Origin of the sequence: Mesorhizobium sp. C416B, assembly GCF_030323165.1 — a bacterium.
GTDB lineage: Bacteria > Pseudomonadota > Alphaproteobacteria > Rhizobiales > Rhizobiaceae > Mesorhizobium.
The window spans coordinates 1,885,956-1,902,165 of the sequence record NZ_CP100471.1; the positions used below are offsets into that span (position 1 = coordinate 1,885,956).

The following is a 16,210-nucleotide window of genomic DNA, read 5'->3' on the forward strand; positions in this document are numbered from 1 at the left end:
ACTATCCGACGAAACATTTCGCAGGCGAACACAAGCCCAGGAGAATCATAAAAATCAGGGCTTATACTTGTGGAGGGAGGAATATGGCAGAAGTCATTCTTGAGAAGATCTGCAAAACCTACGGGAACAGTTTTCGCGCAATCGACCAGTTGAACCTGTCGGTCAAGGACGGCGAGTTCTTGATCCTCGTCGGGCCTTCCGGCTGCGGCAAATCCACGGCGTTGCGAATGATCGCGGGGTTGGAAGACATCACCAGCGGCAGCCTTCGGATCGGCGGGGTCGACGTCGTCGACATGCCGCCCAAGGACCGCGACATCGCGATGGTGTTCCAGAGCTACGCGCTCTACCCGCATATGACGGTATCCGAAAACATCGCCTTTTCGATGCGGCTGGCAGGCAAGCCGAAGGCCGAGCGCAAGAAGCGCGTGGACGAGATCGCCAAAACTCTTCAGCTGACGTCTTTGCTGGACAGCAAACCCGCGAACCTGTCAGGCGGGCAGCGTCAACGGGTTGCCATGGGCCGCGCCATGGTGCGCGAGCCGGCCGCCTTTCTCATGGACGAGCCGCTTTCCAATCTGGATGCGAAACTGCGTGTGCAAATGCGCGCCGAAATCACCAGCCTGCAAAAGCAGCTCGGCGTCACGACCATTTACGTGACCCACGATCAGATCGAAGCGATGACGATGGGCGACAGAGTCGCGGTGTTGAAAGGCGGTGTGCTGCAGCAGGTCGACACACCCAAGAGGCTCTATGAATCGCCGGTTAACGCCTTCGTTGCCGGCTTCATCGGCTCTCCTTCGATGAACCTTTTCGAGGCGACCCTGAAGGGCGGCGAGCTCGCTTTTCGCGACTTCGCCGTCCGGCTGCAGGATGCAGCCTTCGTGCGCAGGCCGGCCTTGAGGTCGTATGCGGGGCGCAAGGTCGTGTTCGGGATCAGACCGGAGGATCTTTATGACAGCAGCCTTGAATCCGGTCGCAAGTATCAGACGATACCGGCCAGGGTGACCTCGATCGAGGAACTCGGCTCCGAACAGATCGTCCACATGAACATCGACGCGGTCCGGGTGGACTCCGGCGATCCGGATGCGGTGGATGATTTCGGCCTGGCGTCGAACGCGGTGGCGAGGTTCGAGCCGATCAGCGCCGTCCGCTCCGGCTCGGAAATCCGGTTGGCCGTGGATGATGCCAAGTTCCATTTCTTCGATCCCGAAACGCATCTGGCGATCTGAAGATCTGCGGAAGACCGCGGGCGGGAGCGAGGTGCCTGCGGAAGATACAAGAAGGCTTCTGAATGAACAGACGATCGTCCGCATTGTGCGGCCGATCTTGAAGAAGGAGGAGAAAATGATGTTTCGGATACGACCCGAGATGCTGAAAATAGCCGCGGCCGCATGGTTGCTTGGTGCAACCGGCGCCATGGCGGACACGACGCTGGAATTCACCCAATGGTGGGAGCCCGAATTGCCGGCGGGATCGCTCAGGGCAATCATGAACGACTTCGAGGCTGCAAACCCCGGCATCAAGGTGACGCTGGTCAGCGGTCCCTATGCGACCACGCGAGACCAGATCTCGGTCGGCGCCGCAACCGGAACGCTCAGCGACGTCGTCGGTCTCGACGGCGCCTGGGTGAACAATCTGAACGCGCAGGGTGCGCTAGCCGACATGAACCCGATGATGGATGCGAGCGGGTTCGACAAGACCCAGGTCGCGGATATCATCAAGGTGGACGGCAAGGCGGTGATGTTTCCCGTGGCTTCGTTCGTCTATCCGGTCTTCGTCAATCTGGACCTCGCCGCCCAGGCAGGCGTCACCAAGCTGCCGTCGACCCGCGCGGAGTTTCTCGAAGCCGCCAAGAAGATGACCCATGCCGACAAGAACCAGTATGGCTGGGTGCTGCCGCTGTCGCTGCAAACGCCGTCCGGTGTCCAGAACGACCTGATGTCGTGGGTCTGGGCCTCGGGTCAATCGATGATGGTTGAAGGCAAGCCGGCTCTCGAGGGCAAGCCGGTCGTCGATATGCTCACCTTCGTCAAATCGCTGAACGACGCCGGCGTCATCTCGCCCGGCATTGCCACCAAGACCGAGCAGGAAAAGGTCGAGGAATTCGTCAACGATCGGGTCGGAATGATGATCGACTCGCTCGCGCATGTGAATCTCATCCGCAAACGCAATCCCAAGCTGAACTTCGACCTCATCCCGGTCCCAGTCGTGGCGGACTACAACGGCAAGCGCGGCCTTCCCTATGCCTCCTGGGGCATCGGCATCTCTGCCGCCTCGAAACATCAGGATGAAGCCTGGAAGCTCGTCCAATATCTGATGAGTGAAAAGGTGAATGCCAAGCTCGTGTCGCTTGCAAACGCCTTCCCGGGGAACGTCAACGCCAAGCCCGATTTCGTGACCTCGGACAAGGCTTTCGCCAAGGCTTTCGAAATCTTCAAGACCGGCTATCTCGCCAACGAGTTCACGGGCCTGCCGGTGGCTGAAGACCTGATGACCCAGTTCGACGTGGAGGCTCAGAAGATGCTTGCCGGCGAGCAGTCTCCGGAACAAGCCGCTACCAACGCTCAAAAGGGCTGGATGGCGAAATTCTGAGCGGCCCATTGCCCGTTTGCTATCTTCCACCGGGTGGCCCGGCCTCGGCCAGGCCACCCGTCAACAACGGATCGCAATTTGAGATGGACCTGTTTTTGAAGCGCACCTTCCTCCTGAAGGCACATCCCAGGGGTCGCACATGACCGGGCAGAAGCGCTCCCACCATCGACTGAAACGAGCGGTCGCACCCTATCTCTATCTGTCACCATCGCTCCTCATAATCGGCCTTCTGATGCTGCTGCCGATGGTGACGGTGATTGGCTATTCGTTCCAGAACAGCGCGGTGCTGCGTCGCGACCCGTCCTTTGCCGGACTGAAACACTACCAGGCGATCTTTGCCGATCCGGTGTTCTGGGCCTCGCTGTGGCACACGCTCTACTTCACCTGCATGAGTGTCGTCTTCCATATGACCATCGGCATGCTCTTCGCACTCATGCTGAACAGCGACCGCATCAATCCGACGCTGCGCAACATTCTGCGCGTGCTGTACATACTGCCCTGGCTGTTCACCGCGGTAATTATCGCGGTGATCTGGCGCCTTCTGCTTGAGCCGAATGGTGTCGTGAACAGTGTTCTCATGCAGATGGGCATCATCGGTTCCAAGGTCGAGTGGTTTTCCTCGCCCGCGACCGCGCTGCACGCCGTCACCTTCGCCAATATCTGGGCGGGCTACCCGCTTTTCATGGTCAGCCTGCTCGCAGGCTTGCAGGGCATTCCCAAGGATTTCTACGAGGCCGCCGATATCGACGGCGCGAAGGCCTACCAGAAGTTGATCTTCATCACCATTCCGCAGCTGATGCCGATCATCATCAGCATCTCGCTGCTCGACTTCATCTGGACCATGCAGGTCTTTCCATTGATCTGGATAACGACGGGTGGCGGTCCGATCTACTCGACCGAGGTCCTCAGCACCTACACATACAAGCTGGCGTTTTCGAGCTACAACCTGTCGCAGGCCTCGGCGAGCGCCGTGGTCATCCTGCTGATCTCTCTCGGCCTGACGCTGTTCTACATCCGCTATCAAAAGGCTCGGTAGTCACATGAGGAAAATGCACACGCCCAAAGACAGGCTGATCACCGCCGCGCTCCATGTCGCGCTTGCCGCAGGGCTCTTTTTCGCGGCCTTCCCGATCTACTGGATGCTGAGCAGCTCGTTCAAGTCGAATACCGAAATCTTCGCCCTGCCACCAACCGTCCTGCCGAAGGCCTTCACGCTGGAAGCGTATGCGGCCATCCTTGGTGATCCGGTAAAGCTGCGCTTCTTCTTCAACAGCTACTTCGTGGCCGGAGCGGTGACCGTGCTGACGGTGCTGATCGCCTTGCTGGCGGCCTATGGGTTCAGCCGTTTCAATTTTCGCGGCAAGGGCAGCCTCAACACGCTCATCATCAGCACGCAGACGATCCCGCCGATCACGCTTTTGATCCCGTTCTTCGGGCTTGTCGTCTCGTATGGCATCTTCGACACCTATGTCGCGCTGATCCTGACCTATCTGGTGTTTACGCTGCCCTATGCGATCCTGCTGATGACGGGATATCTGAACACCTTGCCCCGCGACCTCGATGAAGCGGTGGCTGTCGACGGCGGCACCAGTTGGACCGCACTGTGGCGGGTGATCGTCCCGATTTCACTGCCTGGTATCGTGGCGACGTCGGTCTACACCTTCCTGTTGTGCTGGAACGAATTTCTCTTTGCGCTGACGCTAACGAAGTCGACGTCCATGCGCACCGTCCCGATCGGCATCCAGCTGTTGATGGGACAACACGCCTTCGAATGGAACCAGATGATGGCGATGAGCGTGCTCGGCTCGCTGCCACTGCTGGTCATCTACCTGGTTGCCCAGAGGTTCTTCCTCGCCGGCATGACCGCGGGCTCGGTCAAGTAGGGTATCCCTCGAACGGAGGTGGAATCAAGGAATGAAAGGATGACCGTGAAAGACCTGAAAGTCGGCTGCCAGACCTTTACCTGGGAAATGCTCGGGGACCGCTTCGCCGGCGGCCCGGACGATCTGCTCAAGGCGATCGCCGATGGCGGCTATGCCGGCATCGAGATCACCGACACGATGATCGGCCGCTATGCCGAAAAGCCGGCGGAGTTCGCGGCCGCGCTGAAATCATCCGGACTGACGCTCGTCTCCTTCGCCTTCGGCTCGAAGAGCGGTTTCACGCTCAGGGATGAGATCGGCGCCGACCTCGAGACCGCCAAACGCTGGATCGACTTCGCCGCCGCCTTTCCCGGCGCGCTGGTGTCGATGGGCTCGGCCACGATCGTTTCCGACGGGCCGCGCGACGGCAAGTTTGCCATCGCCGCCGAGGTCTACAACAAAGCCGGCGAGCTCGGGCGCGAGGCCGGCGTCCAGGTCGCGGTGCATCCAAGCTCGCATCACAATACGCTGCTGTTCGACCGCGCCGACTACGACCGCATCTTCGGGCTGCTCGACGCCTCGATGGTGGGCTGGGTGCCCGACACCGGCCACATCTTGCGCGGTGGCCAGGACATGGCGGATACGCTCACCACTTATCGCGACCGCATCCGCTATGTGCATCTGAAGGATGTCGACGCGAATGGAACCTGGGCGATGCTCGGCAAGGGCGTCTGTGACACGGCGAAGGTGATCGAGATCGCTGGTGCTGCACCCAATTTCAACGGCTGGCTGGTGCTGGAGGAAGAGTCCGAAACGGCCGCCGCCGACCCTGCCGGCGCCGTCAAAATCAACCGCCAGACAATGCGCGGCTACGGAGCCTGAGACGATGACGACGAACAAGCCCCTGTCCGGCCCCGCCGCAATTGCCGCTCTGCCGCGCAACCGGCTTATCGGCGAGTTTTCGCTGTGGTCGGCCGACCTCGCCAATATGGAGCACGATTTGAAGCGCATCGAGACCCATGCCGATGTCCATCATATCGACGTCGCCGATGCCCGCTTCACCCCTGGCTTCCTGTTCTTCCCGGACCTGGTGGCGCACATCGCCAAGCTCACCGCAAAGCCTATCCATGTCCATTTGATGGTCGAAGCCGAGATCGTCGAGGAACAGACGCGCCAGTTCATCGAGGCCGGCGCCGACCTGATCAGCGTGCACGCCGAAAACGGCGAGACCGGTCTGCGCGCCGTGAAACTGGCGCGTGAACTCGGGGCCGAGGCCGGCGTGGTGCTGCGGCTGGAAACACCGGTCGCGGCCGTCACGCCCTTCCTGCCGGAGGTGGCGTTCGTGACGCTGCTCGGCACTTCCATCGGCGTCAAGGGCCAGAGCCTGTCGGAGCAGGCGTATCCGCGCCTGATCGAGGCGCGCGCGCTGATGCGCAAAGCCGGCCGCGAGGCCGACATCGTGCTCGCCGCCGATGGCGGCATCCGCCACGAGACCGTGCCCTTACTGCGCGCCGCAGGTGCGGAGACCGTGGTGCTGGGCTCGCTGGCCTTCGGCGATCCCGACCTTGCCCGGCGCATGGCCTGGCTGCACGGGCTGGAGGTCGCCCCCTGATGAACAAGATCGCGCTCGCCTTCGATCTCGGCGGCACGGCGCTGCGCGGTGCGCTGGTCGAAAGCGATGGCCGCATCGTCGCTCATGCTTCAGCGCCGACGCTTGCCGGTGCGGGATCGGAGGCGGTGATCGGCCAGATCGTCGCTCTGGCAGGCACGCTGCTTGGGGAACACCCGCAGGCAAAGGTCGCCGGCATCGGCGTCGGAGCACCGGGACCGCTCGACCCCAAGGCGGGGATCGTGATCGCGCCGCCGACGCTGGCCGGCTGGCACGACGTGCCGCTGATCGACATTCTGGGGCAGCATTTCGGGCTGCCGGTGCGGCTGGAAAACGACGCCAATGCGGCGGCGCTCGGCGAATGGCGTTTTGGCGCCGGACGCGGCAGCGGATCGCTGGTGTTCGTGACCGTATCGACCGGCATTGGCGGCGGCGTCGTCGCCGATGGCCACATCTATCACGGCAGGCGCGGACTGGCGGCTGAGATCGGCCACATGACCATCACCGGCGAAGGCGACCGCTGCTTCTGCGGCGCCATCGGCTGCTTCGAGGCTGTCGCATCGGGAACCGCGCTTGGCCGCCGCGCGACGCGATTGACCGCGCCCGGCGACGGCTCGCTCTTACGACGGCTGTCAAATGACGGCGACGTCTCGGCCAGGCATGTCGTAGAGGCTGCCAAGGCCGGCGACGCCAACGCTCTCGACCTGATCGAGGCGGAAGCACAATGGCTGGGCATCGGCTTCACCAATCTCTTGCATATCTATTCGCCCGATCTGATTGTCATGGGTGGCGGCCTTTCCAACGGGTTCGACCTTCTGGCACCGTCGATCAGAGCGGTCATCCAGCAGCGGGCGATGCCGGCCTATCGCGACGTGCCGATCGTGCAGGCTGAACTCGGCGACCGCGCCGGGCTGATCGGCGCCGCCAGCCTGATCCTCTGGGAAGGCGAACCGGGTGCGCCGCTGGCGATGGCGCAGGACGACAAGGACAGAGGCGCGACCGCCGATGCCACGGAGGCACGCCATGGCTGAACTCGAGCTGCGCGGCGCGCGCGAAGATGGTGAATGGTCCAGTTTGAATGCAGCGCCAAGGTCCCCGAAGAGGACCCCTACCCTTCGCGATTCCAGCTGGCGTATTTTCGGATCGTTTGCCGCTTGTCTTCCGACAAGCCAACAAGGAGATTCTCCTCGAGATAGCCTTGCCGGATGAGATTGGCGAAGACCTGTATTAGCTGTGAATAGCGATAGTCGAACATCTGGTCGATCTTCCGTCGCTGCTGCCGCAGAAAGTCTTCGACATCCCATATTTTGGAAGGCGTTGCCGCAACGTGGGCCCTGCTCTTGAGTTCAGCCAACGTCTTGTCGAGCGCCACCTTCAGCGCTGCGTCATAGGCAGTGCGGGCGACTTTCTTTTCGGACGGAGACCATTTCTCACCAGCGGTCATCGACTGTCTCTATCGTGTTCGCGGCGGCCGTCATCCGGTAACCCTGGGACGCAGGACCCCGCCTTTGGGACCAATCTACTTTCCGCAATGGTGATCGTTGACCTTGTTCAGCGCATTCGCGTCCGGCCCGACCCGGTCGTAAGAGCACGGGCCGGCCGCCGTGGTGATCAGCATTTTGTCATAGTAGCGCGGGCCGCCGAACAGGGCGTAGATGAGGTCGCGATGGGCGGGGACGTAGCGTTCGGGTTCTGGCTGACGATGGCGATGCTTGTCCTTGGCGACACCCACTGTGGACAGGCTGCAGCCGACAGCGAGAGCGAGCATGCAGGTCGCAAAGATCTTGGTGGTCATCGGCAGTACCCCTTCTGACGGTTCGGAATCGCAGCATATCCAAAAGCGCCTGCCGAACAAAGGTTCCCTCGCCGGCATTGCCGGCCGGTGCCGAAATCAGCCCGCACTGCGCGCCCGCCGCCTTTCCGCCGCAACCAGCAAGTCGACGAAGGCGCGCACCTTGGCCGGCCTGAAGCGCGCCGGCGGGAAGACGGCGTGGATGCCCCCGGACGGCAAGGTCCAATCCGCGAACACCCGCACCAGCCGTCCCCGCGCAATGTCGTCGGCGACACTGTAGTCCGGAAAGATGCCGAGGCCGATGCCGGCCAGCACGCAGGACAGAACGCCCGGTGTCTTGTCGCAACTGACGACAGGGTTGAGTTCGGCCAGCACCGTTTCCGTGCCCCTCGAGAACAGCCATTGGCCCACCCCGCGCAACTGGGCGTTGCCGACCCAGGGCAGCGACTTCGCCCGCCTGGGGCTGGCTTCCCCAGGCAGCCTGGCGGCCAGTTCCGGGCTGGCGACGACGAATTGCTGCAGGCTGCCCAGCCGCCGCGCCAGATTGCTGGAATCGGCAAGCCAGCCGACGCGGATGCCAAGATCGATCTGCTCGTCGACCAGGTTGCTGACCGCATCGTCGAAGATCGTCTCGACCCGCATTTTCGGGTATTTTCTGAGATAGGCGGCGATGGTCGGCGCCACGACCTTCTCGCCATAGTCGAGCGGCGCCGTCAGCCGCAGCGTCCCCGTCGGTTGCGCCGCGCGCTGCGAAATGTCGCCATAGGCTGCCTCCGCCTCGCGCAGGATGATCGCGGTCCGGTCATAGAACAGACGACCCTCTTCGGTCGCCGTCACGCGCCGCGTCGTGCGCCGCAGCAGCGTTGCACCGAGCTCTTCTTCGAGCTTGCCGACCTGATGGCTGACCACAGCCTTGGCAACATCGAGACGTTCGGCAGCGGCCGTGAACGAGCCGGTCTCCACCACGGTGGCGAAGTAGACGAGCCGGTTGAGATTGAGGAGTTCGGTCACAGGCAGCTCATTGTATGATTTGATCAGACAGATTGTATGATTGATCGCTATTTTTCGCAACCGGTCCAGCTGTCATCTATCGGGCAACAGAATGAGGCCGCCATGACCAATGCAACCCTAACCTATCTTTTCGACCCGCTCTGCGGTTGGTGCTATGGCGCCACGCCGATGCTGGATCGACTGGCCGCCGGCGGGACCGCGCTCCAACTGTTGCCGGTGGGGCTTTTCTCCGGTGCCGGCGCGCGGCCGCTGGATGCTGGTTTTGCCGCCCACGCCTGGGACAATGACCAGCGCATCGCGCGGCTGAGCGGACAGCGCTTCAGCCAGGCCTATCTCGACAATGTGCTCAATGTCAGCGGCACCTTGCTCGATTCTTCCGCTGCCACCATGGGCATCAACGCCGCCGGGCTGGACGACTGGCGCCAGGAACTTGCGGCACTGAAGGCGATCCAGCATGCCCGCTATGTCGACGGCCGCGATATTGTGACGGTTGACGGCGTCGCCGCGGTACTGACCGACGCCGGCATGAGCGACGCGGCAAAGCTTTTGAAAGCGCCGACGCAGCCGTTTCTGGCGAAGCATGACGACCTGGTCAGCCGCGGGCGGATGTTGTTCCAGCGGCTGCATGTCAATGGCGTTCCCGCGCTCGCGGTGATCGGCCAAACGGCGCCGCGCCTGATCGGCGCCAACGCGCTGTTCGGCAGCTACGACAATCTCGTCGCTCACATCGAGGCGGCGTAGGCCCAGAAATTCTCCCCAGACGAAATTCTCCCCAGACGAAAGGAAAATCCCCATGAAAATCGCACTTATCGGCGCGTCCGGCCAGGTCGGCTCGCGCCTGCTTAAGGAACTCTCCGATCGCGGTCACAGCGTCACCGCCATTGCCCGGCATCCAGACAAGATCGCGGCACTTCCGGGCGTGACTGCCAAGAAGGGCGACGTCTTCGACAAGGATGGCCTTGCCGCCCTGATCAAGGGGCATGACGCGGTGATCTCCTCGGTTCATTTCCTCGACAGCGATCCCGATACGCTTATCGCAGCCGTGCGTGCTTCCGGCGTCAAACGCTACCTCGTCGTCGGCGGCGCCGGCAGCCTTGAGGTTGCGCCCGGCAAGCGCCTGGTCGACACGCCGACCTTCCCTGATATCTACAAGGCCGAGGCGCAGAAGGGCGCCGACTTCCTCGACACGCTGCGGACGGTCGACGATCTCGACTGGACCTTGCTGTCGCCTTCGGCGCTGTTCGTCGCCGGCGAGCGCACCGGCAAATACCGCATCGGCAAGGACACGCTGCTGACGTCAGACAAAGGCAGCAGCATTTCCTTCGAGGACTATGCCATCGTCATGGCCGACGAGATCGAAAAGCCGGCGCATATCAAGCAGCGCTTTACCGTCGGCTACTGAGCGCACTTCATTGACAGGCGGGCCACTCGACGGAGTGGCCGGCGCCGGTTCCTATCGACGATAGTGCCATCGGAGCCTCCGATGGCACTATCGCTTTCTTCCGTTTCCACTCCTGCCGCCGGTCTGCGAACTCTCGCCCGGAGCGGTTCAGGACAGGAACGGAAACATGGCAGACATCGCAAAATCGAAAATCATTATCGTTGGCGGCAGCTCCGGAATGGGGCTGGCGTTGGCAAGGCGGTGCCTGGTCTCAGGCGCCGAAGTCATCATCGTCGGCCGCAGTGAAGCCAGGCTCAAGCGTGCCGGCGAGGCGCTGCAGAACCCTTCCGCTTTGAGCGCCGTCGCGGCCGATATCGCCAGGGAGGATCAGGTCGCTGACCTGTTCAAGCGAATTGGCCGGCTCGACCATATCGTCAGCACCGCCGCCGACATCGAAGGCGCCTATGAGCTATTGCCTTCAGTCGACCTGAAGGCGGCGCAGCGGGTCGTCGAAAGCAAATTCTACGGGCCGCTGCTGCTCGCCAAGCATGGCGCGCCGCAGCTTTCGGCCAACGGCTCCATCACCTTCACCTCAGGCATTGCCGCCTACCGGCCGGCGGCGCGCGGCTCGGTCGTTGCCGCCGTCAACGCTGCGCTGGAAGGGTTGGTGCGGGCGCTGGCGGTCGAGCTGGCGCCGGTCCGTGTCAACGCCGTCTCGCCGGGCTGGGTCGACACGCCGATCTGGAGTTTTGTGGCCGGCGACAAGAAGCACGAGACGCTCGATGCAATGGCCAGGCGCCTGCCGGTCGGCCGCGTCGGACAGCCGGACGACATTGCCGATGCCATCGCCTTTCTGATGGGCAACGGTTTTACGACAGGGACGGTTCTGCATGTCGAGGGCGGTCACCGGCTGATCTGAGCGCAGCGAAATTCCTGGCCGCGGCCGCCAGCAGCAGTTTCAGCGCCGGCGGCTGGACGCGCCGGCGGCGCCAGATCATGACCAGCGACGCCGTGCGGGCCGGACCCGGCCATGGCAATTCGACGATCTCGCCGCGATCGAGCGCGTCGGCAACGGCCAGCCGCGGCACCAGGCTCACGCCGACACCAGTCGCCACCAGGCCCCCAATGGCGCCGATGCTGCCGACTTCGGCGGCAAGTTCTGGCGCTGCAATCTCGGCAAAGGCAGTGTCGAACAGATGCCGGTAGACGCATCCGGTTTCCGTCACCACGAAACTCATCGCGGCGAGCGCGGTTAGGTCGTTCTGTCGCGATGCGGCCGCATGCTCAGCTGATGCGACAAGGACCAGCGGCTCGGCCGATATCGTGCGCCGGGCCAGACGTTCGTCCAGACCGCCCTTGTCGAAACAGAAGGCGACGTCGACCTCGCTCTCTTCGAGCTGCCGCAGCAGGGCATCGCTGCCGGCGATTTTCAGCCGCAGACCGATCTCCGGGTGGTCGCCTCGAAAGGCCGCCAGCCATTGCGGAAGTCTGACGGTCGCAATCGTCTCCAGCGCGCCGACCGTAACCGTTCCGGCGGTCATTCCCGTCGTTGACTCGACGGCAATACGCGCCTCCTCCGCCAGTTGCAGAATCTCTTCCGCATAGGGTTTCAGCGCGTCGCCGGCCGTTGTCAGGTCGAGGCCGTGGCGCGAGCGGATGAAGAGGACGACACCAAGTTCGCTTTCCAGCGACTGGATCTGGTCGCTGACGCTCGACTGCGCCAGATGAACCTCCCGCGCTGCGCGGGTGATGTTGCGGTGCCGCGCCACGGCGAGGAAGGTCTTGAGCAATCGTGGGTGCATGCCGTTTCCGGATCTGTCTCTGTTCGACATTTCGGGCTTGGCTGGTCCATTTGCAACCCTGTTCCATTTGCAACCCCGGTCCATTTGCAACCCCGGTCCATTTGCAACCCATTGACGCCGGCGTCATCTGGTTGCGGCAGACCGAAGGGCCAGAATTTCGCGGCAATGACCCGCAAGTTTTCCCACGGCCGGCGCGGTGGCCCAAGAGATCGCCTCTGGCAGATCGCATCGTACGTATGCTCTATGCCAAGCTGATTTCCAGCACCGATGGAAGGACCGACATGCCCCGCCCGCAAGGAACCATCGCCCCGATCCTGACGCCGTTCGAGAACGATGGCCGCATTGCCCGTGACCTTTGGATCTCACACGCCAAATGGGCGCTGGGCCAGGGCGCGCATTTCCTGTCGCCGTTCGGCACCACGGGCGAGGCACTGTCGCTCTCGCTCAATGAGCGCATGCAGGCGCTGGAATGGCTGATCGAGGCCGGCATTTCGCCGGCGCGCATGATGCCCGGCACCGGCGTCACCGCACTCCCCGAAACCGTCGAACTGTCGAAGCACGCGGTCGGCCTCGGCTGCGCCGCCGTGATGGTGCTGCCATCGTTCTTCTACACGGCCGCCGGGGACGATGGCCAGGCGCGCTACTACAGCGAGCTGATCGAAAGGGTGGCCAACCCGGCGCTGAAGATGATCCTCTACCACATCCCGCAGAACTCCGGCGTGCCGGTAAGCCCTGCCCTGACCGCCCGGTTGAGCGCGGCGTTTCCAGAGACGGTCGTCGCCTACAAGGATAGCGCCGGCGACTGGAACAACACGGCGGCGGTGATTGCCGCCGCACCCGACGTCGCGGTGTTCCCCAGCTCGGAGGCGCAACTGACCAAGGGGCTCGCCAGTGGTGGTGCGGGCTGTATCTCCGCGACCGTCAATCTCAACGCTGCGGCCATCCGCGACCTCTACGACGCGACGATCGCTGGCCAAGACGTCACGGAAGCGGACGCCGCGATCAGGGCGTTCCGCAAGGTGATCCAGGATGCAGGCCTGATCCCGGCAATGAAGGCCGTGCTGGCGGTGCGCTCCGGCGACAAACGCTGGCTGAACCTGCGCGCCCCGCACCAGAATGCAACGCTGGAAAGCGGCAAGGCGCTGCTCACGGCGCTCGGTCCCGCAGCCGATAATATTGGCCGCAACTGAGGCTCAGCACAGCGTCGAACCGCCACCGAGCGCCACGACAGCCAACGTCCGTCCCGATTTCGTGAAGTAACGTGCCGAGTGAAGCCCGGATTGTCTCCTCACAATGGAGCCGCTTTGTTCTACACAAACCGAGGCAGGATTCGCGCAACGGCATGACAACCGGATCGCTTATCCCAGGCCAGCTTTGAAAGCCCGGCAGATCGATCCCATGGAGATGCCTTCATTGGCAGAATAAACCCCCGCCTTGCCGTCTAGCGGCGATGCGTTCTCGACATATTTGTGATGGATGCCCACGACTTTCCAATTGCGATTGAACACCGGGCTGCCTGAGCTGCCATTGTCGGTCGGCGATCGATAGTGCATGCGCTGCGGCTTTGCTTCCGCCAGAGGCTCGAACGCCACAAGCCGGCCGTCGAGGAACGAAAAAGAAATTTCCTGCCCCATCGGATGTCCAATAACGACCGCGGTTGGATCGGGCGGCATCACCAACGGCAAATCCACCACTTCCAAAGGATCGATGTCGGATACGTCTTTGTTGAGCTTCAACACGCTGCAATCGTGAGTTCCTACGGAAAGACACTTCACAATCTTCGCCACCGTGTAAACCTTGTTGCCGGGCTGAAGCTGGAACGTGACCTGAACATCTCCCGGCAATGCGGCCCCGCTCTGCGATGGATCGCTGACCACGTGAGCGTTGGTTATCACGACCTGCCCGATTGCGGGGTCGAGCCCAATGTCGGCCGCGGAGACGAGGAAGCCCGTGCCAAGGGGGGCAAAGCCGGAACGAATCATCGCGATCGATTCAGCCGACTTCATCGCAAATCGTAGCGCCACGAGTGAGACCGGGGGCGTTGTGCCGATCAGGGCCTGAAGCTGGTCGGCATTGCCTTTCGTCAAATGGAAGCCTCCCCCCATCTCCACGAGAGCGTCCAGAACGAGGCCTCCGATTATGGCGCCTTCCTCGATCTCGCCAATGCGCCATATTTGCGAAAGCTGCCGATGCGCGCTGGCAAGGGTAAAATTGTCGGTGCGCTCGGACCCGATCGCCTTTTGATACCAATCACGCGCCCCTGCATAGTCCTGAAGCGCTACGCACATCTCGCCTGCCGCTGTGGGGATCCACGGGTCATCGTTGCCGTCGCCGCGATAGTCAGCTGCCATGCGTTTCAGAATATCTTTGGCAAGCTCGGTCTTCGAGCCGAAATCATGGCGCAGCTCGTGGCTTTCAGCGAGGTGTGCCACGGCAACGATCTGCGTCCCGTGCCATGCCAGCATTCCGACATCGTCGGGATTGGTTTCCAATCCTTTCGAGTAGCACTCGTAGGAGCTCTTTAATGCTCTCTTTGCTACATCGAGGCGCTTTTGTCCTATCGCCTCATAGGCAATGTCCTTCCATGCCCTCCCGCGTATGCCATGAATCTCCGACGCTTCCTTGGCGAACTCCTCGGCCGAGGCCTCCAAAGCAAGATTTCCCAGAATGCCGATTGCGGCCACCTGATTGCCGCGGTCGACCAGGGCTTGCGCATAGATGGTCCAGATACGCGGCGTGCAGTAACCGGCCTTGATGAAGGTCTCACCCAGCATCTGTATCTGGTCGTACCTGCGGTTGCGCCGAAGTTCTTTCATCAGCGCCGCGCCAAGCGCCCCCGCGCTGTCCGAAGGCTCCGGCAGGGCCATCCCCAGCCGCTCGCAGAGTTCTCGCAGTTCCCTCAGATCATACCTGCGATTGGCCGAAATTGCCTGTTCGATGAGTTCCTTGTAGTCGTCCATTGTCTTGTTCCCCGTCCCTACGGCTCTCTTGCCTGTGTCATTCGGTCCGCCGCCGGCCCGTCAGCCGCAATGAAATCATAGGGGCTGCGAGATATCCCTCGATCTGAAGCAGCGCAGTACGTCTCCTGCCGGCACTGCGCTTGCTCGCAGCTGGTTCGCGGCAACACGGCTTCCGGAGAAATCGTCCCGGGTTAAGTGAGGGGTATGTCATGGACCATATCCTTGCCTCCATTCTGGTGGGTAGTCGCTACATACGGGAGATCCACTTGCGCCAGGGCCCGAAGCATAGGTGTACCAAAGTCGGCTACCTATAGTGATGAAAGTCGACTTCCAATTTCCTTTCTATCGCAGTACTTTCAAGCGGCTGCATAATGGAAAGCTGGAATCCGATGGAAGGCTCAACACCCACAATATCCGACCATGGCCAGAGACGTTTTTGACGAATTTCCATCAGTGTCCATTGCCGGCGCGAATGAAACTGAAGCTTCTCTGTCTGGCGTTACATCATCTATGGCTACGGCTCCAAACAGCAAGCCATGCTCTATAGGTAAAATTGATATATCTAGATCACTTGCCGGAGACTGAAAAACTATACTTCCGATTTTTACATCGTTACCTTCATCTACGCTTGGAAAGTATACATCAACTAATTCAACCCCCTTAACAACGTGAGCGCACGTTACAATAACAATCCCCGAACCATAGCCCTCAATGACATCGGAGCCTTTCATTATAAAACCCGTTCCAACCTCCCGAACACCTCCGTTGGCGCGCCGGATTACTACCGACCGAGATCGGTCGGAGGCAATTTTATACCAATTCTCATTGGCCTGCCAAAAATCCTTCAGCTTGGGCGGCAGCGAGGCGATCGACACCTTGTCATCGATAATGACGCCGAACATCGGCTTGTCGAGCTTGTGGGCGAGCATCAACTCCTTCTCGCACCATTCAGATCCAACCATGCCGCGCTGACCAGGAACAGCACCGCCTGGCAGCGATTGGCCGCCTCGTGCAGTGCGCGCTCCCAGAGCTGGCCGGCGACAATGCCGCGCTCCGGGTCCAGATCGAGGAAATAGTCGTCCCAGCCATTGGAAATCAGCCAGTCGCGTATGGCACGCGCCTCGGCATTGTTGCGGCTCGAATGGCTGATGAAAATGCGTGACACGTTATCGCCCCCCAGCGACAATAAATACTGACACAC

Annotated in this window: 18 protein-coding genes; 11 read left to right on the forward strand and 7 right to left on the reverse strand. The window is 61.7% G+C overall.

What is annotated here, in order from left to right; translation table 11 throughout:
* Nucleotides 1-83: 83 nt before the first annotated feature.
* From NLY43_RS09430 to NLY43_RS09460, 7 genes are all read left to right on the forward strand, one after another.
* A complete protein-coding gene (locus NLY43_RS09430; RefSeq protein WP_023686996.1) occupies nt 84-1,229 on the forward strand; it encodes an ABC transporter ATP-binding protein in 1,146 nt (381 codons plus the stop codon).
* A gap of 115 nt (nt 1,230-1,344) precedes the next feature.
* Complete coding sequence (locus NLY43_RS09435; RefSeq protein WP_023709986.1) at nt 1,345-2,592, forward strand: ABC transporter substrate-binding protein; 1,248 nt, start codon at nt 1,345-1,347, stop codon at nt 2,590-2,592.
* Nucleotides 2,593-2,731: 139 nt separating this feature from the next.
* Entirely contained in the window at nt 2,732-3,628 is an 897-nt protein-coding gene (locus tag NLY43_RS09440) for a carbohydrate ABC transporter permease (RefSeq protein WP_023682645.1), read from the forward strand.
* Between the two features lie 4 nt (nt 3,629-3,632).
* Complete coding sequence (locus NLY43_RS09445; RefSeq protein WP_023686993.1) at nt 3,633-4,475, forward strand: carbohydrate ABC transporter permease; 843 nt, start codon at nt 3,633-3,635, stop codon at nt 4,473-4,475.
* Between the two features lie 39 nt (nt 4,476-4,514).
* Nucleotides 4,515-5,336, forward strand: coding sequence for a sugar phosphate isomerase/epimerase family protein (locus NLY43_RS09450; RefSeq protein ID WP_023709987.1), 822 nt, complete (start codon nt 4,515-4,517; stop codon nt 5,334-5,336).
* A 4-nt stretch (nt 5,337-5,340) separates the two neighbouring features.
* Nucleotides 5,341-6,066: a ribulose-phosphate 3-epimerase gene (locus tag NLY43_RS09455; protein WP_023723313.1), complete on the forward strand. Its 726-nt coding sequence runs from the start codon at nt 5,341-5,343 to the stop codon at nt 6,064-6,066.
* The gene (locus NLY43_RS09460) at nt 6,066-7,094 is read left to right on the forward strand and encodes an ROK family protein (protein WP_023709989.1); all 1,029 of its coding nucleotides are present in this window, start codon (nt 6,066-6,068) and stop codon (nt 7,092-7,094) included. Before NLY43_RS09455 ends, NLY43_RS09460 begins: the two co-directional genes overlap by 1 nt.
* Nucleotides 7,095-7,171: 77 nt before the next feature.
* On the opposite strand, the gene frp is transcribed toward NLY43_RS09460, so the two are convergent.
* The 3 genes from frp to NLY43_RS09475 form a co-directional block, all read right to left on the reverse strand.
* Nucleotides 7,172-7,507 (reverse strand): fluorescence recovery protein, encoded by a 336-nt coding sequence (gene frp / locus NLY43_RS09465; RefSeq protein WP_023709990.1) that lies wholly within the window; start codon nt 7,505-7,507, stop codon nt 7,172-7,174.
* Between the two features lie 75 nt (nt 7,508-7,582).
* Entirely contained in the window at nt 7,583-7,858 is a 276-nt protein-coding gene (locus tag NLY43_RS09470) for a hypothetical protein (protein ID WP_023709991.1), read from the reverse strand.
* A 96-nt stretch (nt 7,859-7,954) separates the two neighbouring features.
* Nucleotides 7,955-8,866 carry a LysR family transcriptional regulator gene (locus NLY43_RS09475; protein ID WP_023709992.1) on the reverse strand — a complete coding sequence of 304 codons (912 nt, stop codon included), beginning with the start codon at nt 8,864-8,866 and terminating at the stop codon, nt 7,955-7,957.
* A 102-nt stretch (nt 8,867-8,968) separates the two neighbouring features.
* Between NLY43_RS09475 and NLY43_RS09480 the strand changes: the two genes are divergently transcribed.
* The 3 genes from NLY43_RS09480 (at nt 8,969) to NLY43_RS09490 (ending at nt 11,166) form a co-directional block, all read left to right on the forward strand.
* On the forward strand, nt 8,969-9,607 hold the full coding sequence (locus NLY43_RS09480; RefSeq protein ID WP_023686986.1) for a DsbA family protein: 639 nt from the start codon (nt 8,969-8,971) through the stop codon (nt 9,605-9,607).
* 52 nt (nt 9,608-9,659) lie between these two features.
* On the forward strand, nt 9,660-10,268 hold the full coding sequence (locus NLY43_RS09485; protein WP_023692222.1) for an NAD(P)-dependent oxidoreductase: 609 nt from the start codon (nt 9,660-9,662) through the stop codon (nt 10,266-10,268).
* A gap of 166 nt (nt 10,269-10,434) precedes the next feature.
* On the forward strand, nt 10,435-11,166 hold the full coding sequence (locus tag NLY43_RS09490) for an SDR family oxidoreductase (protein WP_023709993.1): 732 nt from the start codon (nt 10,435-10,437) through the stop codon (nt 11,164-11,166).
* Here NLY43_RS09490 and NLY43_RS09495 read toward each other — a convergent pair.
* Complete coding sequence (locus NLY43_RS09495; protein WP_023709994.1) at nt 11,117-12,049, reverse strand: LysR family transcriptional regulator; 933 nt, start codon at nt 12,047-12,049, stop codon at nt 11,117-11,119. The two genes, NLY43_RS09490 and NLY43_RS09495, sit on opposite strands and share 50 nt — an antisense overlap.
* A gap of 281 nt (nt 12,050-12,330) precedes the next feature.
* On the opposite strand from NLY43_RS09495, the gene NLY43_RS09500 reads away from it, so the two are divergent.
* Nucleotides 12,331-13,239 (forward strand): dihydrodipicolinate synthase family protein, encoded by a 909-nt coding sequence (locus NLY43_RS09500; protein WP_023709995.1) that lies wholly within the window; start codon nt 12,331-12,333, stop codon nt 13,237-13,239.
* Between the two features lie 168 nt (nt 13,240-13,407).
* On the opposite strand, the gene NLY43_RS09505 is transcribed toward NLY43_RS09500, so the two are convergent.
* The 3 genes from NLY43_RS09505 to NLY43_RS09515 all read right to left on the reverse strand — a co-directional run bounded on the left by NLY43_RS09505 (nt 13,408) and on the right by NLY43_RS09515 (nt 16,174).
* The gene (locus tag NLY43_RS09505; RefSeq protein ID WP_023709996.1) at nt 13,408-15,009 is read right to left on the reverse strand and encodes a S1 family peptidase; all 1,602 of its coding nucleotides are present in this window, start codon (nt 15,007-15,009) and stop codon (nt 13,408-13,410) included.
* A 398-nt stretch (nt 15,010-15,407) separates the two neighbouring features.
* Nucleotides 15,408-15,938 carry a S1 family serine peptidase gene (locus NLY43_RS09510; RefSeq protein ID WP_023709997.1) on the reverse strand — a complete coding sequence of 177 codons (531 nt, stop codon included), beginning with the start codon at nt 15,936-15,938 and terminating at the stop codon, nt 15,408-15,410.
* Nucleotides 15,938-16,174 (reverse strand): toll/interleukin-1 receptor domain-containing protein, encoded by a 237-nt coding sequence (locus NLY43_RS09515; protein ID WP_023709998.1) that lies wholly within the window; start codon nt 16,172-16,174, stop codon nt 15,938-15,940. Before NLY43_RS09515 ends, NLY43_RS09510 begins: the two co-directional genes overlap by 1 nt.
* Between the last annotated feature and the right edge of the window lie 36 nt (nt 16,175-16,210).

What these genes read in the sequence shown, in the direction of transcription:
- NLY43_RS09480 (WP_023686986.1), top strand. Translation starts at nt 8,969, where the DNA reads ATGACCAATGCAACCCTAACCTATCTTTTCGACCCGCTCTGCGGTTGG.
- NLY43_RS09510 (WP_023709997.1), bottom strand. Translation starts at nt 15,938, where the DNA reads ATGCTCGCCCACAAGCTCGACAAGCCGATGTTCGGCGTCATTATCGAT.
- NLY43_RS09505 (WP_023709996.1), bottom strand. Translation starts at nt 15,009, where the DNA reads ATGGACGACTACAAGGAACTCATCGAACAGGCAATTTCGGCCAATCGC.
- NLY43_RS09430 (WP_023686996.1), top strand. Translation starts at nt 84, where the DNA reads ATGGCAGAAGTCATTCTTGAGAAGATCTGCAAAACCTACGGGAACAGT.
- frp (WP_023709990.1), bottom strand. Translation starts at nt 7,507, where the DNA reads ATGACCGCTGGTGAGAAATGGTCTCCGTCCGAAAAGAAAGTCGCCCGC.
- NLY43_RS09450 (WP_023709987.1), top strand. Translation starts at nt 4,515, where the DNA reads ATGACCGTGAAAGACCTGAAAGTCGGCTGCCAGACCTTTACCTGGGAA.
- NLY43_RS09455 (WP_023723313.1), top strand. Translation starts at nt 5,341, where the DNA reads ATGACGACGAACAAGCCCCTGTCCGGCCCCGCCGCAATTGCCGCTCTG.
- NLY43_RS09495 (WP_023709994.1), bottom strand. Translation starts at nt 12,049, where the DNA reads ATGCACCCACGATTGCTCAAGACCTTCCTCGCCGTGGCGCGGCACCGC.
- NLY43_RS09500 (WP_023709995.1), top strand. Translation starts at nt 12,331, where the DNA reads ATGCCCCGCCCGCAAGGAACCATCGCCCCGATCCTGACGCCGTTCGAG.
- NLY43_RS09485 (WP_023692222.1), top strand. Translation starts at nt 9,660, where the DNA reads ATGAAAATCGCACTTATCGGCGCGTCCGGCCAGGTCGGCTCGCGCCTG.
- NLY43_RS09490 (WP_023709993.1), top strand. Translation starts at nt 10,435, where the DNA reads ATGGCAGACATCGCAAAATCGAAAATCATTATCGTTGGCGGCAGCTCC.
- NLY43_RS09435 (WP_023709986.1), top strand. Translation starts at nt 1,345, where the DNA reads ATGATGTTTCGGATACGACCCGAGATGCTGAAAATAGCCGCGGCCGCA.
- NLY43_RS09440 (WP_023682645.1), top strand. Translation starts at nt 2,732, where the DNA reads ATGACCGGGCAGAAGCGCTCCCACCATCGACTGAAACGAGCGGTCGCA.
- NLY43_RS09460 (WP_023709989.1), top strand. Translation starts at nt 6,066, where the DNA reads ATGAACAAGATCGCGCTCGCCTTCGATCTCGGCGGCACGGCGCTGCGC.
- NLY43_RS09470 (WP_023709991.1), bottom strand. Translation starts at nt 7,858, where the DNA reads ATGACCACCAAGATCTTTGCGACCTGCATGCTCGCTCTCGCTGTCGGC.
- NLY43_RS09445 (WP_023686993.1), top strand. Translation starts at nt 3,633, where the DNA reads ATGAGGAAAATGCACACGCCCAAAGACAGGCTGATCACCGCCGCGCTC.